General features: G+C 64.8%; 24 protein-coding genes. 11 read left to right on the forward strand and 13 right to left on the reverse strand.

Going from position 1 to position 23,781, the window contains the following annotated elements:
- Positions 1 to 316: transposase (locus AS181_RS20570; RefSeq protein WP_175404368.1), on the forward strand; the 316-nt coding region annotated here is incomplete at its 5' end.
- A gap of 60 nt (positions 317 to 376) precedes the next feature.
- Here AS181_RS20570 and AS181_RS20575 read toward each other — a convergent pair.
- The 9 genes from AS181_RS20575 to AS181_RS20615 all read right to left on the reverse strand — a co-directional run bounded on the left by AS181_RS20575 (position 377) and on the right by AS181_RS20615 (position 8,937).
- Positions 377 to 1,792, reverse strand: a complete 1,416-nt coding sequence (locus tag AS181_RS20575; protein WP_058253422.1) for a phytoene desaturase family protein — start codon at positions 1,790 to 1,792, stop codon at positions 377 to 379.
- 94 nt (positions 1,793 to 1,886) lie between these two features.
- The gene (locus AS181_RS20580; RefSeq protein ID WP_058253361.1) at positions 1,887 to 2,879 is read right to left on the reverse strand and encodes a hypothetical protein; all 993 of its coding nucleotides are present in this window, start codon (positions 2,877 to 2,879) and stop codon (positions 1,887 to 1,889) included.
- Between the two features lie 108 nt (positions 2,880 to 2,987).
- Entirely contained in the window at positions 2,988 to 3,512 is a 525-nt protein-coding gene (locus AS181_RS20585; RefSeq protein ID WP_058253362.1) for a flavin reductase family protein, read from the reverse strand.
- Between the two features lie 9 nt (positions 3,513 to 3,521).
- Positions 3,522 to 3,869: a cupin domain-containing protein gene (locus AS181_RS20590; protein WP_058253363.1), complete on the reverse strand. Its 348-nt coding sequence runs from the start codon at positions 3,867 to 3,869 to the stop codon at positions 3,522 to 3,524.
- Between the two features lie 11 nt (positions 3,870 to 3,880).
- Complete coding sequence (locus AS181_RS20595; RefSeq protein ID WP_442902803.1) at positions 3,881 to 5,338, reverse strand: 4-hydroxyphenylacetate 3-hydroxylase family protein; 1,458 nt, start codon at positions 5,336 to 5,338, stop codon at positions 3,881 to 3,883.
- Positions 5,338 to 6,021: a DUF2848 family protein gene (locus AS181_RS20600; protein WP_058253365.1), complete on the reverse strand. Its 684-nt coding sequence runs from the start codon at positions 6,019 to 6,021 to the stop codon at positions 5,338 to 5,340. The genes AS181_RS20595 and AS181_RS20600 overlap by 1 nt, the downstream gene beginning before the upstream one ends.
- Entirely contained in the window at positions 6,018 to 6,830 is an 813-nt protein-coding gene (locus AS181_RS20605; protein ID WP_058253366.1) for a carbon-nitrogen family hydrolase, read from the reverse strand. The genes AS181_RS20600 and AS181_RS20605 overlap by 4 nt, the downstream gene beginning before the upstream one ends.
- A 21-nt stretch (positions 6,831 to 6,851) precedes the next feature.
- Entirely contained in the window at positions 6,852 to 7,496 is a 645-nt protein-coding gene (locus AS181_RS20610; protein WP_058253367.1) for a GntR family transcriptional regulator, read from the reverse strand.
- Between the two features lie 22 nt (positions 7,497 to 7,518).
- Positions 7,519 to 8,937: an MFS transporter gene (locus tag AS181_RS20615; protein WP_082652994.1), complete on the reverse strand. Its 1,419-nt coding sequence runs from the start codon at positions 8,935 to 8,937 to the stop codon at positions 7,519 to 7,521.
- Positions 8,938 to 9,255: 318 nt separating this feature from the next.
- On the opposite strand from AS181_RS20615, the gene AS181_RS20620 reads away from it, so the two are divergent.
- Both AS181_RS20620 and AS181_RS20625 read left to right on the forward strand, forming a co-directional pair.
- A complete protein-coding gene (locus tag AS181_RS20620; RefSeq protein WP_058253368.1) occupies positions 9,256 to 9,894 on the forward strand; it encodes a response regulator in 639 nt (212 codons plus the stop codon).
- The gene (locus AS181_RS20625; RefSeq protein ID WP_058253369.1) at positions 9,878 to 11,209 is read left to right on the forward strand and encodes a sensor histidine kinase; all 1,332 of its coding nucleotides are present in this window, start codon (positions 9,878 to 9,880) and stop codon (positions 11,207 to 11,209) included. The genes AS181_RS20620 and AS181_RS20625 overlap by 17 nt, the downstream gene beginning before the upstream one ends.
- 54 nt (positions 11,210 to 11,263) lie before the next feature.
- On the opposite strand, the gene AS181_RS20630 is transcribed toward AS181_RS20625, so the two are convergent.
- Both AS181_RS20630 and AS181_RS20635 read right to left on the reverse strand, forming a co-directional pair.
- Complete coding sequence (locus tag AS181_RS20630) at positions 11,264 to 11,635, reverse strand: hypothetical protein (RefSeq protein WP_058253370.1); 372 nt, start codon at positions 11,633 to 11,635, stop codon at positions 11,264 to 11,266.
- Positions 11,636 to 11,987: 352 nt separating this feature from the next.
- Positions 11,988 to 13,706 carry an ABC transporter ATP-binding protein gene (locus AS181_RS20635; RefSeq protein ID WP_058253371.1) on the reverse strand — a complete coding sequence of 573 codons (1,719 nt, stop codon included), beginning with the start codon at positions 13,704 to 13,706 and terminating at the stop codon, positions 11,988 to 11,990.
- Positions 13,707 to 14,111: 405 nt separating this feature from the next.
- Between AS181_RS20635 and AS181_RS20640 the strand changes: the two genes are divergently transcribed.
- Positions 14,112 to 14,429 carry a hypothetical protein gene (locus AS181_RS20640; RefSeq protein WP_058253372.1) on the forward strand — a complete coding sequence of 106 codons (318 nt, stop codon included), beginning with the start codon at positions 14,112 to 14,114 and terminating at the stop codon, positions 14,427 to 14,429.
- A 138-nt stretch (positions 14,430 to 14,567) separates the two neighbouring features.
- On the opposite strand, the gene AS181_RS20645 is transcribed toward AS181_RS20640, so the two are convergent.
- Positions 14,568 to 15,152 carry an MspA family porin gene (locus tag AS181_RS20645; RefSeq protein WP_175404369.1) on the reverse strand — a complete coding sequence of 195 codons (585 nt, stop codon included), beginning with the start codon at positions 15,150 to 15,152 and terminating at the stop codon, positions 14,568 to 14,570.
- A gap of 97 nt (positions 15,153 to 15,249) precedes the next feature.
- On the reverse strand, positions 15,250 to 15,858 hold the full coding sequence (locus AS181_RS20650; RefSeq protein WP_175404370.1) for an MspA family porin: 609 nt from the start codon (positions 15,856 to 15,858) through the stop codon (positions 15,250 to 15,252).
- A gap of 165 nt (positions 15,859 to 16,023) precedes the next feature.
- Between AS181_RS20650 and AS181_RS20655 the strand changes: the two genes are divergently transcribed.
- From AS181_RS20655 to AS181_RS20685, 7 genes are all read left to right on the forward strand, one after another.
- Positions 16,024 to 16,737 (forward strand): response regulator transcription factor, encoded by a 714-nt coding sequence (locus tag AS181_RS20655; RefSeq protein ID WP_197414696.1) that lies wholly within the window; start codon positions 16,024 to 16,026, stop codon positions 16,735 to 16,737.
- A gap of 56 nt (positions 16,738 to 16,793) precedes the next feature.
- Positions 16,794 to 18,203, forward strand: coding sequence for a sensor histidine kinase (locus AS181_RS20660; protein ID WP_139114242.1), 1,410 nt, complete (start codon positions 16,794 to 16,796; stop codon positions 18,201 to 18,203).
- A 238-nt stretch (positions 18,204 to 18,441) separates the two neighbouring features.
- Positions 18,442 to 19,362, forward strand: coding sequence for a polyphosphate polymerase domain-containing protein (locus AS181_RS20665; protein ID WP_058253424.1), 921 nt, complete (start codon positions 18,442 to 18,444; stop codon positions 19,360 to 19,362).
- 99 nt (positions 19,363 to 19,461) lie between these two features.
- Positions 19,462 to 20,139 carry a DUF4956 domain-containing protein gene (locus AS181_RS20670; protein ID WP_058253376.1) on the forward strand — a complete coding sequence of 226 codons (678 nt, stop codon included), beginning with the start codon at positions 19,462 to 19,464 and terminating at the stop codon, positions 20,137 to 20,139.
- Entirely contained in the window at positions 20,139 to 21,662 is a 1,524-nt protein-coding gene (locus tag AS181_RS20675) for a CotH kinase family protein (RefSeq protein ID WP_082652996.1), read from the forward strand. The genes AS181_RS20670 and AS181_RS20675 overlap by 1 nt, the downstream gene beginning before the upstream one ends.
- A 13-nt stretch (positions 21,663 to 21,675) precedes the next feature.
- On the forward strand, positions 21,676 to 22,293 hold the full coding sequence (locus AS181_RS20680; protein ID WP_058253377.1) for a DUF47 domain-containing protein: 618 nt from the start codon (positions 21,676 to 21,678) through the stop codon (positions 22,291 to 22,293).
- Positions 22,294 to 22,332: 39 nt separating this feature from the next.
- Complete coding sequence (locus AS181_RS20685) at positions 22,333 to 23,286, forward strand: inorganic phosphate transporter (RefSeq protein WP_058253426.1); 954 nt, start codon at positions 22,333 to 22,335, stop codon at positions 23,284 to 23,286.
- The last annotated feature ends 495 nt before the right edge of the window (positions 23,287 to 23,781 follow it).

Consider the following 23,781-nt stretch of genomic DNA (forward strand, 5'->3'; position numbering starts at 1 on the left):
GATCCTGGACAACTACGGCACCCACAAACATCCCGAAGTCCTGCGATGGTTGGAGCGGCACAAACGTTTTCACTTCCATTTCACCCCGACCTCGTCGTCGTGGCTCAACCAGGTCGAACGCTGGTTTCGGGAGTTGACCGACAAGAACATCCGCCGTGGGATCTTCGCCAGCGTGCCCGACCTCATCGAGAGCATCGAGGAATACCTCAACGCCCACAACGACAACCCGACACCATATGTCTGGACCGCAACCTCCAGGTCGATCCTGGCCAAGGTCGCCCGCGCCCGCGCCGCACTCGAACAAGGAGTTAGCTAAAACCGAGACACACCACTAGCGGCAGCGCCGGGGGTTCTCGCGGGCAATCGCGACTCTGATCTACGGGCCGAGCCGGCGCAGTGCACTCAGAGCCGCGTTGTGGCCACACATTCCGTGCACTCCGGCGCCCGGTGGCGTGGACGCCGAGCAGATGTAGACACCCGGGATTCCGGTGGCATACGGGTCGGCCGCGATCCGGGGGCGCATCACGACCTGGAGGGGATCGTTTGCCCCGCCGATGATGTCGCCGCCGACGAGGTTGGCATTGCTCGCGGCGAGATCTGCGGGCGTGCGCACGACGGACCCGACGATCCGATCGCGCGTCCCCGGCGCGAATCGTTCCAGCTGCGCGAGCACGGCGTTCGTGGCGTCGCCGCTGTAGCCATGCGGCACATGTGCATAGACGTACACCGGATGGACGTCACCGACCGACCGCGCCGGATCGGCCAGATATTGCTGGGCGACGAGGACGAAGGGCCGCTCCGGCATCCGGCCACGATGGATCTCGGCCTCGGACGCGACGACCTCGGCGGCGGAGCCGCACACGTGCACGGTGCCCGCCCGACCGGAGAACTCGTCCCGCCACGGAATTCCGCCGTCGACGGCGAGGTCGAGTTTGACCGCGGCGGGCGCCCGCCGAAACCGTCGATACGCCTTACGGACTCGACTCGGGAGTGCGTCCCCCGCAAGGTCGGCGACCGCGCCGGGCTCCAGGTCGAGCACGACCACATCCGCCGGTGGGAGGTCGGAGAGGGAGCTGACCCGATGGCCGGTTTCGATGCGGCCGCCCAGCGTTGCCAGCACCGCGGCGAGGGCCTCCGGCATTCGGGCCGTCCCGCCCTTGATGATCGGCCAGCCGTACCGATGCGAGATGGCGGCGAACATCAGCGCGAACGCAGAAGTGGTCGGCCGGGTGAGCGGGTACCACCCATGGGCGGCGTTCCCGGCGAACAGGGCCGCCGCCTCGTCCGTGTGCCACACCCGTCCCAGGACGGTTGCGGGCAGGAGAGCGGCGGGCCCGAACCGGGCAAGCGGGCCGAGATGACGCGGCACGTGCAGGAGCGGGCCCAGCACTTCCTGCGCCAGGCCGTCGAAGTTCTCCGCCAACGGACCGAAGAGGCTCCGCCACCGTGGGCCGTCGACCCCGAGAAGCCGACTGGTCTCGTCCAGCGACGTCATCATGGCGCCGGCCCGTCCGCCGGGGAGCGGGTGTGCGAGGTCGATCTCCGGCCAGCCCCATTCCAGGCCGTGGTCGGCGAGTCCGAGGCTCTGGAAGAACGGCGATGCCAGCCCGATCGGGTGGACGGCCGCGCCGTCGTCGTGCATCAGGCCGGGCAGGATCCGCTCGGACGAGCGGGCGCCACCACCGATCGTCTCGGCCGCCTCCAGCACGGTCACCTCGATGCCCCGCTGCGCGAGGGTGATGGCGGCGGCGAGCCCGTTGGGGCCCGCCCCCACCACGATGGCCGAGGTCATGAGCGGCATCGTATTCGATGTGCACCGGCACGACCGCGATCGCAGAACTCGATGGCGGGCTCGACATGGTGGTTGCCCGGATGAGCCGCCCGCCTCACTGCATGTCGGGGTGATCGGAACGTCGGGCCGGCCCGGGCTCGCTGCGTCTGACGGACGCCAGGCGGGACGACGCCTGCGCGCGTAGGGCGGCGACGTCCGCTGCCGGCGCCGGCGCGGTGGACGCCGCGAGTGAGGCATCGGGCAGGTGTCGACGCAGCTCCTCGATCAACGCCGCCGCCTGCCCGGGTGGACCATCGTCGTCGTGCACCACGCAGATCGCGAACTCCGAATCGGCCAGGCGTGCCAGGGCGGAATCGGCGGGAAGCAATTCGACGCAGGTCCGGGCACAGCGAACCAGTCGCTGCTCCCTCTCGCGCGGGTCGTCGGTCGTCCCGGAGTCGTCGACTGACCACGAGATCACCGTGACCGCCGCGGCCGACCGCCGTCCGTCGAGGAGCCCCGCGGTCGCGAGTTCCCAGCCTGCGCGGTTGAACACACCGGTCAGCGGGTCAGAGCAGACCGCGGTGAGCAGCGTCCGCGTCAGCAACCCGAACGACTCGGCCGCCGCCGGGATGGCGACGGCGACGACGATGTAGGTGCTGAGATACTTCGGTGCGGGCGCCACGGCAAGCGCGACGACGCATCCCGCGGTCAGCAGACCGATGAACGCCCACGCCTGCCGACGCGGAAGAGTGGCACGGACGTACATCGCCAGGAACATCGCCGCGATCATGCAGAGGAACTCGGCACTGATCAGCTCGTGGAACGCCATCACCGCGGGGGTGGCGGCACCCGCCGCGATCACGGCCGGTAGCGGGCGCTGCGGCCGCACCGACAGCCACCCCAGCGCCGCGAGCCCCAGCGCGACAGCGACCAGTCCCCCGGTCGGGTCGGACAGGGTCGCCGAGTCGTCGGTCGGGAACAGCGTGAGAGCCACGCCCACCGCGTACAGCAGCGTCGTCACCGCCAGATAGGTCCGCAGCACATGCAGCGGCGATCGCGGGAGCGGGCCTCTCAGCGCTCCCAGGTGCAGGTCCGGTCGATACATCCCCCACTCCGATCCTCGGTATCGGTCCCCGATCCGAGGTTGCCAAATCGCGTCGAGTTGCGCGACCGGGCGCGGGGTGGTGGGGCGTCGGGTTCCTGGTCGACAAGCTCAGAACAACCAGGGCATCTCGTCGTGACCGAAGTCGCGGAAGTCGCCGAACCGGCCGGAGTAGAACACCAGGCCGGTGCCGTCGCGCCATCGCAGCTCGGACACGTCGCCGTAGAAGACGCGGTGGTCGCCGATGTCGTGCGCGCTGTGCACCGTGCATTCCAGGTGCGCGAGCGCATCGGCGACCACCGGCAGTCCGCAGGCGGTGCGGTCACACGGCAGCCCTTCGAAGCGAGCCCCGCCCCGGGTCGCGAAGCGCCGGGCCACCGCCTCCTGCCGAGACGACAGGATCGACACCGCGAACCGCCCGCCGGCCTCCACCGCGTCCGTGGTCCGGGATCCGTGGGTCAGCGACACGAGGATGATCGCGGGGTCGAGACTGACCGACGTCAGCGAACTGATGGTCATGCCGCATGGTTCGCCGTCGGAGTCCTCGGCGCTGACGACCGCGACACCGGTGGTGAACCTCCCCATGCTGCGTCGCATGTCAGAGGGAGTGGGCCGAGAGAAGGCCGGCAGGGTCATGATCGTCTCCTATGCGCTGCGGTAGCGGACCTCGAAGGCGAGCACACCTTCGTCGGTCCGCCACGGTCCGTGCGGCATTCCCGGTGGGCGGCAGGCGTACTCACCGGCCGAGAAGGTCTGGTCCAGGGTCAGGTCGACGAACGAGCCCTCGAGGATGTAGACCTCTTCCCAGAAGTCGTGCTTCTGCACGCCCATCGGGCTGGAGTCGGCGCCCGCCTCGTAGCGGAGGATGCGGGTGGCGACGTTGCCGTCGGGGTCCCGGGACAGGATGCGTTCGGTGATCTTCGGATCCCCACCGGGGCAGACGGTGTAATCGACGTCGGTGACCGGGAAGAATTCGTACTCGGGTTTGGCCATGATGGCTCCTCTCAGGCGTCTTCGAGCTTGTAGGACTGCAGGAAGCCCGCGACGTCCTCGAGTGCGTCGTCGTAGGCGTAGTTGCGATAGGTGTAGGCGCCCTTCACGACGAACGGCGCTCCGGCGTAGAACATCTCGTACTGCTGGTGCCGGCCGGCGAACTCGGAACCGACGATGTCCCAGGCCAGCTTGAACAGCTTGATGCGCTCTTCGGACGGCACGCCCGGCGACTGCACATAGTGCTGGATGTCCTTGGCGGTCAACGAGCTCGTGAGGTCGTGCACACTGGAGGGCAGCTGCAGCACCCCACCGCCGACCAGGTCGCGGAGGATGGCGAGCACGCGCGGATAGGTCTCCGATTGCAGACCCATCGACCCGTACAGGGCCTGCCGGCCCGGCAGCCACTGTCCGGAGGCGTCCGGCTCCGCCGTGTATTCCGCTGCCAGCACCGCGGATTCGACGCCGGACACGACGGCTGCGAGTTCGCCGAGCTTCTCCTGGACGCTGGGGATCTTGTCCACTCCATTGACCTGGGTCACCCGCCGGGCCACGCCGGCGATGAACTTCAGCTTCGTGGCGAAACGGATCTGCGCCTGCCAGTTGCCGAGGACGTGCGCTCCGGTCTCGAAGAACTGACGGCGCACGCCGACGATGTCGCGGTCGACGAAGACCCGATCCCAGGGCACCAGCACGTCGTCGAACACCACCAGGGCGTCGGGCTCGTCGTACCGCGAGGTCAGCGGGTAGTCGAAGGTGCTGGTCGCCGCGGGCGCGTACGGCCGCCGGCAGTACAGCTTCAGGCCCTCCGTCGCCACCGGGACAACGAACGAGACGGCGAAGTCGCTGTCGTCCGGGCCGAGCGGCTTGATACAGGAGACGAACACCTCGTCGGCGATCGCGGCGCCGGTGGCGAGCATCTGCGACCCGCGCACGACGATCCCTTCGTCGGTCTCGCGCACGACACCGGCCTGGAGGAACTCGCCCTCCCAACCCGACGCCGTGGTCGCCCGCGAGACCTGCGGCGGGATGATCGCATAGGAGACATACAGGTTCTCATCCAGCAGACGCCGGTGGAACGCCGTCACGTTGGCCGACAGGTCGCGGCCCTCGCCGGCGAAGACCTCCGGGTGGGCGGCGAAGGATGCGAGGAAGGTCCCGACATGGTCGGGGCTGCGACCGACCCAGCCGTGGGTGTGCCGGGCCCAGGTCTCGATGGCTTCGCGACGGAGCCGGAGTTCCTCACGGCTGCGCGGGATCCCGAACGTCCGGTTGGCAGTCGCACCGGTCTCCGGCGCGGTGTACTGCATGTTCTGCGCGGGATCGGCGGCCAGGTCGAACATCTCGGCGATGGTCGCCGCGACCGGCGCGAACGCCGGGTGGGTCGTGACGTCATCGACCTGTTGCCCGTCGACGAGCACCACGCGCCCGTCGTTCAGCGAGGACAGATAATCGGCTCCGGTACGCATCATCAACGTCCTTCCGGATCTGAGGTGTAGGAGTGGGTCAGGACGGTCCCGTCCGGCAGCGTGAGTTCGAGATCCCAGCGGGTGCCGTAGACGAAAGTGCCGTCGAGCAGGGGCAACGTACCCGCGAAACAAAGCAGGTCGGCGCCGTCGTCGCCCTGACGTTCGGCGAGGATCCCGAGCAGGTTCTGCGGCGTCCGCAATCCCGACAACGCGCCGTCTTGATAGAGGCGGCCATCGACCCAACTGCGGGCACGGCATGCGTCCCAATCGAAGTCGGCCCAGGACTCGATCTCGACGACCTGCCGGCCGACCGGCTTCGGGCAGGCACGCTTGGAGTCGCCGATGTCCACGGTCTCGAGCTGGCGGTCGGTGTGGTCGGAACCGATCCCGAGATACCAGCGCCCGTCGCGGCGCAACAGCACCGGCTCGACCTCACCGGAGGTCTCGCGACCGTGCACCTCCGTGGTGGGGTCGGTGGTGATGCTGCCCGGCTCGACGGGATAGAACATCGGAACCTCGGGCGGCGGCGCCACCCCGATCGCCGCGAGTTCGTCGATGTGGTGGCGCACGGCGGCTTCGTCGCGTCCGGTGTACCCGGCGACGAGTGTGCGGAGGGTGTCGAAGTCGACCTGTTCGGCGGTGCCGGCGATCGTGAAGCTGAGCACCCGGGTGTCGGTACCGGTCATGAGTGGACCTTTCTACGGGACAGGACGGAATAGTCGGGCAGCCGATCGCCGAGCACCGGGAACTCCGACCGGACGGCGGCGACCAGGGTGGGGTCGATCTCGGCGAGTATTACCCCTTCGTCCGAACCGGCCTCGGCGACAACCGATCCCCAGGGGTCGACGATGCGGCTGTGACCCGCCAGTTCGACCCCCGCGTGGGTACCGGCAGCGTTGCATGCGATGACGAACACCTGGTTGTCGACGGCGCGTGCGGAGGTCAGCAACTGCCAGTGTTCCCGACGCGCCATCGGCCAGGCTGCCGGCACGATCACCAATTGCGCTCCCGCAGCACCGATCTCGGCCCACAGGCCGGGGAACCGAAGGTCGTAGCAGGTGGTCGCCGCGACCGGACCGAAGGCGGTGTCCACGGCGTGGACCTGCTCACCGGGTTCCAGCAGATGGGCCTCCTGTGAGCGGTAACCGAAGACGTGTACCTTGCTGTAGTGGTGTACGACGGTGCCGTCCGGTCCGAGCAGGACAGCGGTGTTGCGCAGGCGTTCCGAGCCCCGGTCCTCGACGATGCTGCCGGCGTGCACGAAGCAGTTCCGGCGGCGTGCGATGGCCGCCATCGTCGACACGGTGGGCCCGTACAGGTCCTCGGCCGACGACGGATAGTCGTCGAAGTGGTTGTAACCGACCCGCCACAGTTCCGGCAGGACTATGAGGTCGACGTCGTCGGGCAGGCCGTCGACGAGTGTGCGCACGCGTTCGAGGCGATGCGCGCCGGTCTCGTCGTCGGGACTGGCCACCTGGACCAGTGCGATCTTCATGAAGGGCTCCTCGGTACAGATCTATAGGTGGGAGTGGCGCAGGGAGTCGTGCGTGGTCCGAAGGTGCTCGCGCACACTGCGAACCGCCGCGTCGACGTCTCCGGCCCGGATGGCGTCCGCGATCGCCCGGTGCTCGACCAGCACCTGCTTCTTGCGGTGCTCGTCGTTCATGACGATGCGGACACCCATGCGCATCTGGCGATCGCGCAGTGAGTTGTAGAAGTCACCCATGAGGCTGTTGCCGGCCGCACGGATGATCGTCGTGTGGAATTCGAGGTCGTGGGCGATGAAGTCGACGGGGTCCTGGTCGTCCTCCTGCTGTTGCAGGAGGAGCGCCAGTTTGTCCGGGACGAGTCCCGGTCGCGGTGCCACCTCGTGCACCGACCATTCCTCGACGACCCGCCGCGCCTGCATGACCTCATCGACATCGCGATCCGACAGCGCCGGGATATACGCACCCTTGTGTGGGACCCGGCGGATGAATCCCTCCGCCTCGAGCCGCATCAGGGCCTCCCGGACCGGGGTGCGCGAGATTCCCGACGACGCCGCCACCTGAGCCTCGGACAGGAACATCTCTTCGTCCCGCGGGAGCGTGATGATCGTCTGCTTGAGCCACTCGTAGGCGAGTTCGGGCGCGGTGGCCGTGCCGGAGCGCGATGTCGACATGGTGTTGTCTCCTCTCAGAGCGTCACGGAGCAACGGCAGCGGGCGGCTGCTGTTTCGTGTCGATCGTGGTCGTTTCGGCTGCGGCGGAGGGGTTCTCACCGGAGTCATCGTCTCGCCCGGTATCGCCGACCGTCGCCAGGTCCACCGACTGCGTCTCGCGGGCGACGATGGCGGCGATCAGTGAGATCAGGCCCATGACGGCGAGGTAGGCACCGATGGCGAAACCCGTGTCGAACCAGTTGTAGAGAGCGATCGCGATGATCGGCGCGAGCGATCCCGCGAGCACCGAGGCGAGGTTGTACGCCAGGGAGACACCGGAATAGCGGACCTCGGTCGGGAACAGCTCGGAGAAGAACGCTCCGATCACCGCGCTGTAGGCCGCGAAGATCAGCAGCCCGACGGACACGGCGATGATGATCGCCAGGGTGTTCTTCGTGTCGAGTAGCCCGAAGAAGGCGAACGCCCAGACGATGGTGGCCAGCGACGCCGAGATGTAGATGGGGCGCCGGCCGATCCGGTCGGCCAGGATCGCGAACAGCGGGATCGTCACCAGCGCCACGACCATTCCGATCATCACGGCGATCAGTCCGGTCGAGCGGTCGAGGTCGAGGATCTGGGTCAGATACGTGATGACGAAGAGCGAGAAGATGTAGAAGCCGGCGTTCTCGCCGAAGCGGGTGAATGCTGCGAGCAGGATCTGGCGCCAGTAGCCGCGGACAGCGTCGCCCAAGGGCATGCGGCGGGTCTCGGACTTCGCTGTCTGCTGCGACTTCTCGAAGAGCGGTGTCTCGGCGACGTAGAGGCGCAGGACGAGCCCGACGATCACCATCACGGCCGAGAGCGCGAAAGCGATTCGCCAGCCCCACGACAGGAACGCTTCCTCGGACATCACGCCGGAGAGGATCGCAAGCGCGCCGGCGGCCATCAGATTACCCAGTGGCGGACCGAGATTGGGCCAGGACGACCAGAACGCACGGCGCGTCGAGTCGCCGTGCTCGCTGACCAGCAGCACCGCGCCGCCCCATTCACCCCCGAGCGCGAATCCCTGGACGAGACGCAGGAAGACGAGCAGCAGCGGCGCGGCGACACCGATCGCGGCGTAGGACGGCAGGAAGGCGATCAGGAAGGTCGAGACACCCATGAGCATGAGGCTCGCGATGAGGGTGGCGCGCCGGCCCTTGACGTCGCCGTAGTGGCCGAGCACCGCGGCGCCCAGCGGCCGGGCGATGAAGCCGACGGCGTAGGTGGCGAAGGCGAGCATGGTGCCGACGAGCGGGTCGTCGGCCGGGAAGAAGACCTCGTTGAACACCAGCGCGGCCGCGGTGCCGTACAGGAAGAAGTCGTACCACTCCACGGCGGTTCCGGCGAGGCTGGAACCGGCGATCACCGGAAGGCTGGTGTGGGATCTACGACTGCTAGATTTCGTGGTGGCAGTTGCCATATGTCGACTCCTCAGTCGAATCGTCGTTGCGTGACGACTGCACGGCCGGCGCCTACCTGCCAGTAGGCGAACGTCCGGACGTGCAGGTGGAGCTGTCCGGCTCGGTGGTTGTTGCTGCAACCACCGAGCCACCCCGAGACCATTGATCTGCGTGTGAAGCGGACCACATCAAGGCCGTACACCAGTTGTATACGACCCGTACACGATCGGGCAAGGGCTGTAAACGAATCGTCACAGGCGGACATGTGGCCGTAACCCCGGAACGCTCTGCGCGCCGATCGGACCGACGTCGCCGCCCGCCACACCTATCCTGTTCCAATGGACACCCTCGTCACCGTGGTCGTCGTCGACGATCACCCGTTCTTCCGCGACGGTGTATCCCGTGGCCTGACGGCCAGTGGACGGGTACGGGTCGTCGGCGAGGCCGCCGACGGCCTGGCCGGGCTCGAGCTGATCCGTCGGGAGAAACCCGACGTCGCGGTGGTCGACCACCAAATGCCGCACATGACCGGCGTCGAGGTCGCCCATGCGGTGTCACGCGACGGGTTGCCGACCCGGGTGCTGCTGCTGTCCGCGGTCACCGACGGTCCGATCGTCTTCCGGGCGCTGCAAGAGGGTGCGGCCGGTTATCTGTCGAAGGACGCCGATCGCGACGACATCGTCGGCGCGGTGACCCGGGTGGCCAAGGGAGAGACGGTGGTACCGCCGGAACTCGCCGCGGGACTGGCCGGCGAGATCCGCGCGCAGACCCAGCGTGATGAACCGGCCCTGAGCGAGCGGGAGCGCCAGGTGCTCACGGGATTTGCACGCGGACAGTCGATTCCACAGGTCGCCGCCGAGCTCTACATCGGTGCGTCGACGGTCAAGACGCACACCCAGCGCCTCTACGAGAAGCTCGGCGTGTCCGACCGTGCGGCCGCGGTCGCCGAGGCGATGCGCCGTGGGCTCCTCGAATAGCGCGGAGCCCTCGAGGCCAGGCGACGACGACGGTGGCAGCGTCGAGATCGCGGGGGCGACACGTTATCTGGGTCTCGACGAGTTCGCCGACGAGCCGCGGATCCACGACATCCTGATCGACCACGCGATCCGTGGCATCCGGATCCAGGTGGTCCTGCGGCTGTTCCTGTCGCTGTTCGTGTTGCTGACCGTCAGCCTCGACCCACCCGCGCACGCGGAGACGTTCAGCGTCGTGACGGCGATTCTCTACGCGGCCTGGTGCATCGGCGGGGCGGTCGTGGTCGTCCGCCATGAATCGGCGATGATCCGATACTCATGGATCGCGCTGCCGATCGACCTCCTCCTGCTCACCGCGCTCGCCGTCGCCGCCAGCCGGTCCAACGAATTGAGTTGGACCACCGACGTTCTCCTCAGCGGATTCGTCCTCGTGCCGATGATCGCGGCGATCGCGTTGCAGCCCAGGACCTGCGCGGTCGTGGTGATCGTCACGACCGCGGTCTACGCCGCCTCATCCATGCTGGCCCGCACGTCGAACGGCGAGCCGTGGTCGGTGATCGTCTTGCGCATCCTCGTCGTCGCGGCGTTGGCCGTCGGCGCGATCCTGTTGTCCCGCCTACAACGATCCCGGGTGAGGACGATCGGGGCGCTCGCCGCCGAACGCGCCCGATTGCTCGACGCGACGATGGAGATCGAGGAACGCGAACGCCGGGATCTCGCCGACAACCTCCACGACGGGGCTCTGCAGTACGTACTGGCGGCGCGTCAGGAGCTCGCCACGCTCCGTGACTCCGCCGATCCGGTGACCCTCGACCGCGTGGACGGTGCGCTGCGCGACGCGGCGCAGTTGCTGCGGTCGACGCTGAGTGAGCTGCACCCGGCGGTTCTGGAACAGGCCGGTCTGTCGGTGGCCCTCACCGACCTCGCCTCCTCCGTCGGGAGCCGCACCGGCGCTCCGACGATCTCGGTCGACACCGCCGGCTGGCCGCCCGACCTGCGCACGTCCGCCGACCCCCTTCTGTTCGCCACCGCCCGCGAACTGCTGACGAACGTGATCAAGCACGCGGCCGCGACGACCGTCGAGGTGACCGCCGAGTTCGACGACGGACGGGCACGCCTCGTCGTCGTCGACAACGGCACCGGACTGCCGGCCGACATCGGCGTCGACGAATTGATGCGTCGACGACAAGCCAAGGGCCACATCGGGCTTGCCTCGCGCCGCGTGCGCATCGAGGGAACCGGTGGCACGTGGTCGCTGTCGAACCATCCCCGCGGCGGAACCGTCGCGATCGTGGAGGTTCCCGCTCGAGCGGTATGAGGCAGACTGCCAACCGGGGACGCCCGCCTGCTCCACGCGATTGCGTGGACGCCGCTATCGACGGTCGCCCTGAGCCGGCTGGCCGATAGTCCGCACCGCCGGTATCTGCAGCAATCGCTCATAGCTCGTCCCCGGCGCACTTCGCGCAAGGGCGATCACTGCTTCTTCGGTCGTGGCGATGAGCACAGCGGGGTCGCTATCCGCAGACTCCGGAACCTCCGTCGTGAAACTGGCCGCTCCGCAGATGCCGCCACAGCCCGCTTCGAGGTCGACACATAACAGACGCTGTGTGTCGTCGACCAGAAGAACCCTGCGCACGAAGCCGTCGGACTCGCGGTACGACCTCGGCGGGCCCAGGTCGACGATCCGCCAGCCGCAGCGCAACAACTCATTCAAGGGATAGCGTTCTGCCAGTAGATGTGTCATCGTCCACTCGCCGCATCGTCACCCACTGAGTGGCGGCCCTCCACATCCGCATGTCTGACACCGACGCCTCTGGTGTCCCGGGTGGTCGTCTCGGGCGGGCGGGCAAGCGGGCGAGCACAATACACCGCGGTCCTCCTTTCGATGCTGCGGAAACAGGAAACAACTGCCATCACTGTCCGTCGACGAACTCGGTCGCCGCTGTCATCTGGCTGGTGGTTTCCTGAGCGCCGGGATCTTCGCAACACAGTCGACGACTCACGACCCGGCAGCCGGCAGCCGGCAGCCGGCACACTTCACATGGCCAGGTGCGGCGAGTTCCTGATCCGGCGCGCGTGAGGTTCGAGCCGACAGCTCACGAAGTCTGCCCGGTGGCGAACAGTACGTCCGATGAACCGACCAGCGCGTGGTCTCGTCGCCGGGACGTCAGTACCCCATCACGCAATTCGGCGACTTCGTCGGCGATCTCGGTGACACGGGGGTCGTGGGTGATGAGGAGGGTGGACCGGCCATGGGCGAGACGTCGGAGGGGCTCCAGGATCCGCTGCGCGGTCTCGTCGTCCAGCCCTGATGTCGGCTCGTCGAGTACGAGGACGGGACTGTCGCGAAGGATTGCCCGCGCTATCGCGATTCGCTGGCGCTGACCCCCCGAGAGGGTCAGGCCGTCTTCGTCCAGAGGTGTGTCGTAACCGTCGGGGAGCTCGTTGATGAACGGGTCGGCGTCGGCAGCAATTGCAGCGCTGATGATCTCGGCGCGGGTGGCGTCCGGTCGCCCGTAGGCGATGTTGTCGGCGACGGTTGTCGCCTTGATGATGGGCTGCTGGGGTAGCAAGGTCACATGATCGCGGATGGCGCGGCCTGAGAGGGCGGCATAATCGAATTCGCCGAGAGTGATCGTTCCTGCGTCGGGGCGGTCGAATCGACACAACAACGACGCGAGTGTGGACTTGCCTGCGCCGCTGGGTCCGACGAGTGCTGTGATCGTTCCCGGATGCAGATCGAGCGAGACGCGGTCGAGTACCGTCGTCTCTCCCCGACGTAGGGTGACCTCCCGCACCGATACCGTGTGATCCGGTCCCAGATCGGTGATCGCATCGTCACAGTCGGCATCCGTGGGTTCGAGGTCGAGGAGCTCGCCAATCCGTTCTGCGCTGACCGCCGCAGACGCGAGCGACAGTCGCACCTCGGCGAGTTCCTGCATCTTTGGATACAGCATGCCGAGATATCCGGTCAGGGCGATCAGTTCGCCAACGCTCAGTGCGCTCTGGCGCACTTGCCAGACTCCTGCGACGGCGATCGCCAGAGTGACCACGACCTGCCCGAAGCCCATGACGGCCCCGAACCCGGCCTCGATCCGTGTCTGCGATAGACGGGCGCCGAGCCAGGTGAAGCCGTAGTGGTGCAGGCGCGCCTGTTCACGGTTCTGCTGGTTGTAGGCTACGGCCGTCTCGTGGCCACTCAACGCGCTCTGCACAGCGACCGCGATGCCGGCGTTGGCGATTCGTTCGTCACGGGTGACCAGCGTCTGTCGACGTCCGTAGAATGCCGAGACCGCCCACAGGGCAGGCACGGCCGCGATCGCCACCACAGCGACCTGCCAGCTCATGATGAGGGCCGCCACCACCAAACCGATGGTGTTGGTGACCGCCACGATCAGTTGCATGACCCCGGAACCGATCAAATACTCGACGGCTTCGAGGTCGCTCGAATGACGGGTGACCATGTCGCCCAGGCCAAAACGTCGGTGAATCACCGGGCTGAGTCGCTGGACGTGAGCAAATAGCCTGTCGCGCAACTGCAGGACCACTCGTTCGGAGACGCCGACCGCGGCAACCTGGCCGTAGTAGTCCGCTGCAGTTGAGATCGCTGTGATCAACAGCCAAAGCGCGGCGAGGCGGGCGAACTGAAGTGCGCTGTCGGCCGAGAGCGCGCCGTCGATCACGTCGGACAGAACGAAGATCGCGATCACCTCGCACGCGGTGGCGATGAGCAGAAGTGTTGCGGCAAGGGCAAATCGCGGGCCCTCGCCTCGGAGAGCCGGCAGGAATCGGAGGTAGGCCTCGCGTGCGGTCATCTATCAGTCCATTGGTGGTGAGGGTGCCGGACCTGGGGACACCGCGTCGGATGTCCCCAGGTCTCGGCGGGATGGGCTAGGTCGCGCGCGGGATCAGTACCAGGTCCAGACCCAACGATGCTGGTGCCGGTTCCATACACGGCGGCGACGTCGCTGGCGCGGTTGAGCGGGCTGCTGCTGACCGGGGCGCTGGCCCTGTCCGGACTGCCGTCCTGGCTGAGACATGAATTCTCCTCGTATTCAGATGACCGGCATCGTTGTCGGCCAGGAACGAAGCTATGGTCGCCGCCTGGGGGGTGCCTTGCGTGCAGCTGGGAGAACGCTGTCATCGAACTCGGGTTGTCTGACAGCAAACACACAGCCACAGCGCAGTGCGCTTTGACATCTCGGGTCGATCCTCAGAACATGAAAAGAACCACACACCGCGCCTCAGTCCCCCTCGTAGTCCTCGACGACCCCGCGGCGCTCGATTACGCTCGGTCGCTGTTCGACTGCGACATACCGTTGGGTGTCGTCAGTAGTCGATACTCGGTCATTCTTCCCTTCATGGTGGGAAACAACGGCCTCACAGTCGCGCTCGTCGCCGACGTCGATGACCCAGATCAGCTCGCGGGCGCGATCGGGATCGTCGAACGGCGTCTCGGGCGGGTCACTTCCGTCATCCGCTATGCAGGCGACGTACCTGTGGAGGTGGGTGCATCGGAGACGAGCCGGGCCTCGTGAACGCGTCAACGGAGCGCTGGCCCGAGGCTCGGTCTGACGAACAACGCCTGTACTTCTGATCGATCCCTGCTGTTGCGACCACGTTCCGGAACGCCAGTGGCGTTGTCGACCTCTCGATGCCGACCGCCGGCCCGGGCTTCATCCGATGCTGAAGGGTTTGCCGTACAGAGTCGTCTTGGTTTTCGAACCCTTCTCGTAGGCAGTCACGTTGACATACAGGCGGGCCTGCGCGTAGCCGGCGCAACCGGTAAGGCCGAACGTCTTATCGGTGAAGGTGAGGCTCGCCGAGTGGCCGTTGAAGGTGTAGTAGCCGACCTGCTCGGTGTCACCGTTCTCATCCTTCTGACTGAACGTCAGGATCGGTTGGCGTTCAACGTCTCCCGGACCCAGAGTGATGTCGCCACCGGCCGACGCACCGATCTCGACGGTGCTGTCGCCGGCCTCCGAGGTGCTCTTGGCGTCGGTGCTTGCGCCGAGCGCCACCTGGCAGCCGATGATGTAGCCGGCCTCCAACCGTCCGTTTGTCATGGTCTTGCTGCCCTCGACACGGACGGTGCCGGAAACCCAGACGTTGCGGTGCAGAGGTGTGGCGCCCATCGAGGGTGAGATCCGAGCACGATCGTCGGCGGTGACAGTGATGGTGCTGCCGTCGGAGAGTCGGTCGACCGCTTGAACGCGGGGTAGGTTCACCTGGGTGTCGGCGTTGGCCGGCGAGTGACTCAACGCCGTTCCTGCTGCGACAACGGCTCCGGCGACCGGGATGGTCAGTGATCGCTTGATGATGGGGTGCAATTGTGGGCCTTTACGTAGGTGTGGCGGATCAGCCGAGACTGAACGGACGTCCGTAGAGCCAGCCGACGTAGCGATGGGCTCCCTCGTCGGTTTCGACTTTCGTCACCGAACGCGCTTGGGCATAACCCCCACATCCGGTGATCTCCAGGCCCTGGCTCGCGTAGCGAATGGAGGCCCTGCCGTCGACAAGGTCGATGTCGGTGACCCGGCTGTACTTCACCTCGCCGGCTTTCAACGGAATCGACAGGCCCGCAGACAGCGCTGACGAGTCCAGCGTCAACTCGCCGCCAAGACTCCCCTCCAAGCCGGAGATGTCGACCTGACAACCGACGAGGTATCCGACTTCCAGTTCGGCCGGGACGCCGTTGGGCGACGTCGCCGACACCTTCCCACTGACCCAGGCGGTCCTTCCGGTGCCATTGGCGTTGAGGGCCGGCGAGATCACTGCGCGCTCGCCGCTCCTCTGGATCATGTAGCCGTTCTCCGTCCGCTGGCCACCGGGTAGGGAGACCGTCGTGTCGGCGCTTGCAGATGCCGGTCGGGCAACCGTCAGCAAGCTGGTCACAGCCATTGCCATGACCACCGTCGACACCAGAGGTTTCCAGCAGAGCATGAGGTTTGATCGATCGTCGACCAATGCAGAATTCCTTCGTCGTGGGCTTGCGCCGCAGATGTGATGACGCAACCACGACACCAGGCGAACATCTGGTGAACTGATGGTGAATCTGCGAGTTCGCTGTGCAAACGGCATACTGGCTGGCAGCAACCGGAATCGCACGCTACGACCGTTTACGCTCGGCACGTGCGTCAGAATCTCGCTCAACCGCTGCCCACGGTGCTCGTGGTCGATGATGAAGAATCCATCCGCAACCTGCTGTGCATGTCGCTTCGGATGAGCGGCTTCCAGGTGATCGAGGCGGGCGACGGCAGAGCTGCACTCGGCGTCGCCTTGAGCGCGGTCCCGGATCTCATAGTGCTGGACGTGAGATTGCCCGACATCGACGGTTTCGAGGTGGCGAGGGCACTGCGTTCCGGGGGTAGCGACGTCCCGATCTTGTTCCTGACAGCTCGGGGTGCACAGCAGGATCGCATCGACGGACTCGAATCCGGTGGTGACGACTTCGTCGTCAAACCTTTCAGTATCGTCGAAATCGTCCTGCGCATACGAGCGATCCTGCGGCGTACGCGAGGTGAGGTGACGTCTAGAGCGCGACTGGTCTATCACGATCTCGAGATCGACCTCGACGCTCACCGTGTGTTTCGTGCTGGAGATGAGATATGGCTCTCGGCAACCGAATTCAGTGTTCTTGACTACCTGGCGCGGAATGCGGAAAAGGTGATGAGCAAGTCCCAGATCTTCGAGTACGTGTGGGGATACGGCGAGGGACAGAACGAGCGAGTGGTACAGACCTTCGTCAGCCAACTCCGACGAAAGATCGATGACCATCGTCCACCACTGATCCATACCGTCCGAGGGATCGGATACACGCTGCGAACGGTCCCCAGCCGGTCGTGAGATTCCTTCCCAAACCGGTCAAGTGGAGCCTCAGCGCCAGGTTGGTCATTGCCCTGATGGCGGTCGCCGCAACCGGATTCGTGATCTTCGGGGTGATCAACACCCTGGTCCTCCAGCGCCTGCAGGATGATCGGCTCGACGGTCAGCTCGAGGTGATAGCCAACGACATCAGTGGTTCCGAACAACCACCGCCGAGCCCGTTGCCGGACGTCGATCAGGCCCCCTCGGAGTTCCGGCTCATGTACTTCGACACTCATGGCAGACCGGTGAGTCGTCTTGGTGCGCCCGTGGGGCGGAGTACCTACCCTCGCCTGCCGGACATGAGCGTCGATACAGTCCGCGCCCGAGGACCGGGGACATTCACGGTTGGTGACGAGCAATCCGATGTGCAGTGGCGAGTACGCACATTCGTGCGTGCGGCATCGACGGCCGCGGGCCCGCCCGAGACCGGGGCCGTGGCGATCTCGCTGGAGACCGTCGATGACACCGTCGGGCGGCTTCGTTCGATCGAGCTGATCGTCGGAGCCGCTCTCCTCTCGGGGATGACACTCATTGCCGCGCTGGTGGTCCGGATCGGACTCCGACCGCTCAAAGGCATCGAACTCGCAGCAACCTCCATAGCCGATGGCGATCTGGAACGTCGGGTCTCTGTCGCTGAGCACACGGAGATCGCTCGACTCGGGTCCGCTTTCAACACCATGCTGGATCGTCTGGCGGAGGTCATGAGCAGACTCGCAGGCTCCGAACAACGGATGAGGACCTTCATCGCCGACGCCTCGCACGATCTCCGGACACCGCTCACGGCGATTCGCGGATATGCAGAACTCTATCGGCACGGCGCTCCCGACGATTCGACACGCAACGAGATCGTTGCACACATCGAGGCTGCAGCGGTGCGAATGAGCAAGCTCGTCGACGACCTCATCGAGCTCGCCGAGTACGACGAGCGACCCGCTCTCAGTGTTCGCGATGTGGACGTAGGGCAAGTCGTACGCGATGCGGTCGAGGAGGCCGGGTTCGCGGCCCCCGCTCGGCACCTCACGATCGAAGGTGCCGAGACGCCGCTGGTGATTCGTGGCGACGAGGTTGCCATGCGGAGGGTGTTCAGCAACCTCATCGGAAACGCACTGGTCCATACCGATGACGCGGTCAATGTCGTAGTTGTGGAGTCTGAGCAAGCCGACGGTTTCCTCGACACGCCGGTCAGGGCCCACGCCGGCGCCGAGGACAGCGGCGGTGGCAGCGTGACCGTTTACGTGTGCGACAACGGTCCCGGCATCCCGGTGGAAAAATCGTCCCATGTGTTCGAGCGGTTCTACCGCGCGGACGAGTCACGAGAACGCGCCGCCGGGTCCGGTCTGGGCCTGTCCATCGTCACCGCCATCCTCGCCGCCCACGGCGGCTACATCGAGCTGCTCGACACAGACCGCGGCTCGACGTTCCGCGTCGTCCTTCCCTACGGCTGACAGCAAACTCCAAGGCTCGCCACACGGTCACCGAACATTTCTCCGTTGTACTCGTTGCAGTCATGTGCTGTTCATCTGCACACAACTGACACATCCTCGGGATGCGAGGCAGACCGATTCACGACCAGCTGGTCGGCAGGAACGGTCCGCCGCACCCGAAGGTGAACGCGTGTGATGTGTGAAGAGATTTTGCGTGCGCACCTCTCGGTGGGCGATGGAATGGAAGGGCAAGTGCAACGTGGGCGTGTTCGACAGGCTGGGTAGACGATCCCGGGCAGAGCGGGATGAAGCAGAGGACGCACCGACCGAACCGACCGGCTATGAACAGACCGCGAGCAAACTACATGCGTTCAACCGCTACGAGATCAAATACTTCGTCGATGAGATGAACGTGCCGACGCTGCGGCGCGAGCTGGCAGCCCGCATGGACAGCGACCCATTCTCTCCCCACGGCGGCTATCCGGTGACCTCTCTGTACTACGACACTTCCGACCTGCGGTTCTACTGGGAGAAGATCGAGGGACTGAAGTTCAGGCGCAAGGTGCGCGTGCGCCTGTACGGCGACCCGGCGGACTGTACCGATGACACATCAGTCCATGTCGAGATAAAGCAGCGCGTCAATCGAGTCACTCAGAAACGGCGCACCGCGATGCCGTACGGACTCGCGCAACGGTGGCTCAACGGCCGCGAAGAGATCGAGTGTGACAACTCGCAGCTCCCCTTCGTCAATGAGGTGTCCGGTTTGATCGGCAACCTGGACCTCCGTCCTATCGTGACGACCGGCTACTTACGGGAGGCGTTTGTCGGACGTGATGCTGATCTTGGTCTGCGTGTGACGATCGATCACAAGGTTCACGGCCGCGACCGCGACTTTCACTTCGCATCCCGCGCGCAGAATCGTTTCATCATCCCGCCCAAGCTGGCGATCGTCGAGCTGAAGGCGAACGAACGCGTGCCTTATTGGGCGACCGATCTCACGGCCAGGCTGGACATGTCTGTCATCCGCATCTCGAAATACTGTCAGTCGGTCGAGGCTTTCGGTCTCGCGCCCCGGTCCCGTATGGGCGCGCCCGAATTGGTCCTTCCCGAGGGAGCCGACACACGCGTGCCGGTCGGCCTGTTCGACTCCGCGACCACCAAGTCGACCCTGGCGAGTTGATTGGACAACGTGCGCATCCACAATCGACGTCGGCCTTCTCTCGCTTGCCATGCAACGTTGTGTGATCTCTTCCCCCCGAGATAGATAGCAGGATTATTCATGAACCTTGATTTCCAAGATCTGAGCGGCACCTTCACGGCTTTTGACATCATCGTGTCGTTGTCGTTGTCCTTTGTATTGTCGTCCATCATCGCGTGGGTCTACCGCTACACCCACAAGAATGTCTCCTACAGTCAGTCCTACGTTCAGACTCTCGTGCTGTGCGGCATGATCATCGCCCTGATCATGTTGGTGGTCGGTTCGAACATCGCACGCGCCTTTGCTTTGGTCGGCGCCCTTTCGGTGATTCGATTCCGCAACGCCATCAAAGAAACCCGCGATGTCGGGTTCATCTTCCTCGTGATGGCGATCGGCATGACGACGGGCACCCGGTTCTATGTGCTCGCAATAGCCGCCACCGTCGCAATCTGTCTCGTATTGCTGATCATGAACAAATTCAATTGGTTCAAGCTCGACGTCAGCAGGCAAGTCGTCAAGGTGCAGGTCCCGCCAGAGCCCGAGTACACCTCCCGGGTGGAGGACGTCCTCATCAAGCACTGCAGCGAGTACGAGCTGGTGTCCACTGAATCAGTGCGTGCCGGGGCGTTGACCGAGTTGTACTACACCGCCATGCTCAAGAAGGGGGTCTCCTCGGGCCAGTTGATCGCGGAGCTGAGCGCGGTCAACACCGGCCAGCGCGTGACCGTCCTCACCGGTTACGACCAGACTGATCTCTGATGACCGGTCCGACCGCGGTGCCGCCTCGACGACGGTGGCGACACCGCATTCCCAAATCGGTGCGCCAGCACTGGAAGTTGCCCGCGGCCTTCGTGCTTTTCGTGGTGATCGTGGCCACCGTGTTCGGTACCACGTCCGTCCGTCCGTACATCACCGGCGAAACCGATGTGATCGCATCGGAGATCACCGACAACATCAGCGGTACTGTCAACTTGTTCGACGACTCGGTAACACATGAGCTTTCGGTCGAGATGAGCGATGCCGAGTACAATGACATGATCTCCTCGTTTCGCAAGAGTGGCGACAAGAAGTGGATCACCGCCGATGTGGTCATCGACGGGACAGAGATCGCTGATGTCTCAGTCCGTCTGAAAGGCAATTCCACCCTGATGGGAGTACGGGGGGGCGACTTCGGAAAGATGGCGCCTGAGGGCGATGACGTGCCTGCGGAGTTCGAAGGCGGACAAGGCCCGCCCGGAATGGGAGACATTGCACAGGCGTCCGCCGATGACCCAACGTCATTGCCGTTGCTCATCAGTTTCGATGAGAACGCTGACGGCAGGGCCTACCAGGGGATGACCGAGTTGTCGGTACGTCCTGGTTCTCCGGTACTGAACGAGTCGATGGCGTTGTCACTGACCGCCGAGACGAATCAGCCGTCCCAGCGCTATGCGTACACGGTCTATTCGGTGAATGACAGTCCCTCGGCGACGCGTCTGGTACTCGAGCATCCCGACGACACCTACGCCAACTCATTGTTCGACTCGGATGGTTACCTCTACAAGGCAGACGCATCCTCGCGATTGGAATACCGGGGCGATGACCAGTCCGCGTACGCCGACCAATTCAAACAGATCAACGCAGTCGATAGCGGTAACCTCCAGCCGCTCATCAATTTTCTCAAATGGCTGGACTCCGCCAACGAGAGTGAATTCGACACCCATCTCGCCGATCACGTCGATATCAAGTCATTAGCGAGGTATCTGGCGACACAAAATCTGCTGGTCAATGCTGACGACATGAGTGGACCAGGCCAGAACTACTACCTCTGGTACGACCTCGACACCAAGAAATTCTCGGTGGTGTCATGGGATCTCAATCTGGCCATGAACGGCGATTCCACCGTCGGACCGAACGAGACCGTTTCCATGGGTTCCGGCAGAAAACCCGAAGTCCAGGCAGGTGACCAAGCAGTAGACGGTGCTGAACCCGCGATCGACCCCCAGAATGAGGACGATCGGGCAAAGAATATGCGCGGCGGCAATCCGCAGAGAACGGGCAATCAGCTCAAAGAGCGTTTCCTCGAGTCCGACGCCTATACGCATCTCTACGAAGAGAACTACTGGGAGCTGTACGAACAGATCTACAGCAACGGAACAGCACTGCGGATCCTCGATCAGTTGGCCGGCACCATCCCCACGTCGGATGAGCTCACAGCAGAATCCCTGCAAGACAGCGTCGATTCGATGAGGTCCTGGGTCGATCAGCGCACCACCAGTCTCAGAGAGTTCCGCCAGACCTAGGAGAGGAGGCGCCGTGTTCTCTCGTTTCAAACCCAAGAACGATCTCTTCTACGACCTGTTCAACTCGTCGGCACAATGCTTGGCCAGCGGGACGAAGACCCTCACTCAACTACTCGCGCCAGAGCCCGATGTCACCCAGACGGCACGTCTCATGGTCGAACTCGAGCACGACTGCGACCGCATCACCCACGAACTGTTCCGCACTCTGAACTCGAGCTTCATCACTCCGTTCGACCGCTCGGACATCTATTTACTGGGCTCATGCCTCGACGACGTCATGGACCACATGGAGGCCGCGACCCACCTCATGGTCCTCTACGGGGTGTCCGAGCTACCGCGGCACCTGCAGGAAATAATCGTCAACCTCGACACATGCGCGGCGGTCACTGCCGAAGCGATGCCTCGCCTGGCGAGGCTGAACGATCTCGAGAAGTACTGGATCGAGATCAACGAACTCGAGAATCGGGCTGACCACACCTACCGCACTTTCTTGGCCCACCTCTTCGACGGCCATCTCGATGCCCTGACGGTCATGAAGCTCAAAGACGTCGCTGACGAGTTCGAAGACGCCGCCGACTCTTTCGAGAAGATCTCACACGTCGTCGAGGCCATAGTGTTGAAAGAGTCGTGACCTGAGGTGTTCGCGCTGCTCGTCGTGATCGTCCTGGCGATGATCTTCACCTTCACGAACGGCTTCCACGATTCGGCGAACGCGATAGCGACTTCGGTGTCCACCCGGGCGCTTACCCTCCGCTCGGCACTGGCCACGGCCGCGGTGGGCAATCTGGCCGGTTCGTTCTTCGGCGCCAAAGTCGCCAGCACGGTGGGTTCGGGAATCATCGAACTGGATGTGAGTGCCGAAGCACTCATCCTCGTAGGTGCCGCGCTCGTGGGTGCCATCACCTGGAATCTGATCACCTGGTGGCTGGCCCTACCGTCGTCTTCCTCGCACGCACTGTTCGGCGGGATGGTCGGCGCTGCCCTCGCCGGCGGAATGAACGTGCTATGGGGCGGAGTGCTCCACAAGATCGTCCTGCCGATGGTGATCTCACCGATCGTCGGGTTCCTTCTCGGGGCCGCCGCAATGCTCACGATCATGTGGGCGTTCCGCAAGCGATCACCCTCGCAGACCAGCCGGAATTTCCGTCGGGCACAAACATTCTCGGCAGCGATGATGGCATTCGGTCATGGCATGCAGGACGCGGCCAAGACGATGGGGATTGTCGTGCTGGCTCTTGTGGTCGCAGGATATCAGGACGACTACTCCATCCCCCTGTGGTGTTTCCTGCTCACCGCTGCTGTACTGGCGGTGGGAACGGCGACCGGGGGCATGCGGATCATGCGCACCCTGGGTCGCAAGATCATCGAACTCGACCCGCCGCAGGGATTCGCCGCCGAATCAACCGCCGCATCCGTTCTGTATGTCGCCTCCGCCGGAATGGGAGCACCTATCTCCACCACTCACGTCATCTCGTCAGCGATCATGGGTGCTGGATCAACCAAGCGTACAAGCGCCGTGCGCTGGGCCGTCGCGGGAAACATGGCGACTGCCTGGGTCACAACATTTCCTGCTGCCGCCGTCCTGGGGGCCGGCACATACTGGGCTGCAACAGTATTCACGTAAGACTCGCCCGTCACCATCTCGAGCTGGACACATGACAGACGCCATGTCCAGCCCGTTGACGGCTCACGGGCAAGAGTGGGTGGCAGAGACGTTCGGGTCTCGCGAGTGCGAGCTGATACGTCCAGGTACCCGACAGGTTCGTGTGAACTACCGACAAGGTCTGCGGCGCATAGTTGTTCTTGTAAGGCAGTAACCCGGAGTGAGCGACAAGGAGATTCCAGTGGCGAATCGCAATCGGAACCAGAACAATCCCAACCAGCGACGTCGTCGGGTCCGGCGATACGACCAACGTCAGCGACGCTGGATCTGGATCTGGCAGTGAGCTGAGCGACCACCGACTCTGTCGGTGAAGAGGCGGCCCCGTTGCAGACAAGTGGCAACGGGGCCGCCGCCCTGTTCGAAGGGGGAGTTCCGGCGAGTGGTTGCGGAGTCGGCGGCAGGGCCGCACCATGTGACCGAAACCTGCGGGTCGACGTCGTCAACTCAACCCGGAGG

The organism is Gordonia sp. SGD-V-85 (genome assembly GCF_001456905.1).
Taxonomy (GTDB): Bacteria; Actinomycetota; Actinomycetes; order Mycobacteriales; family Mycobacteriaceae; genus Gordonia; species Gordonia hongkongensis.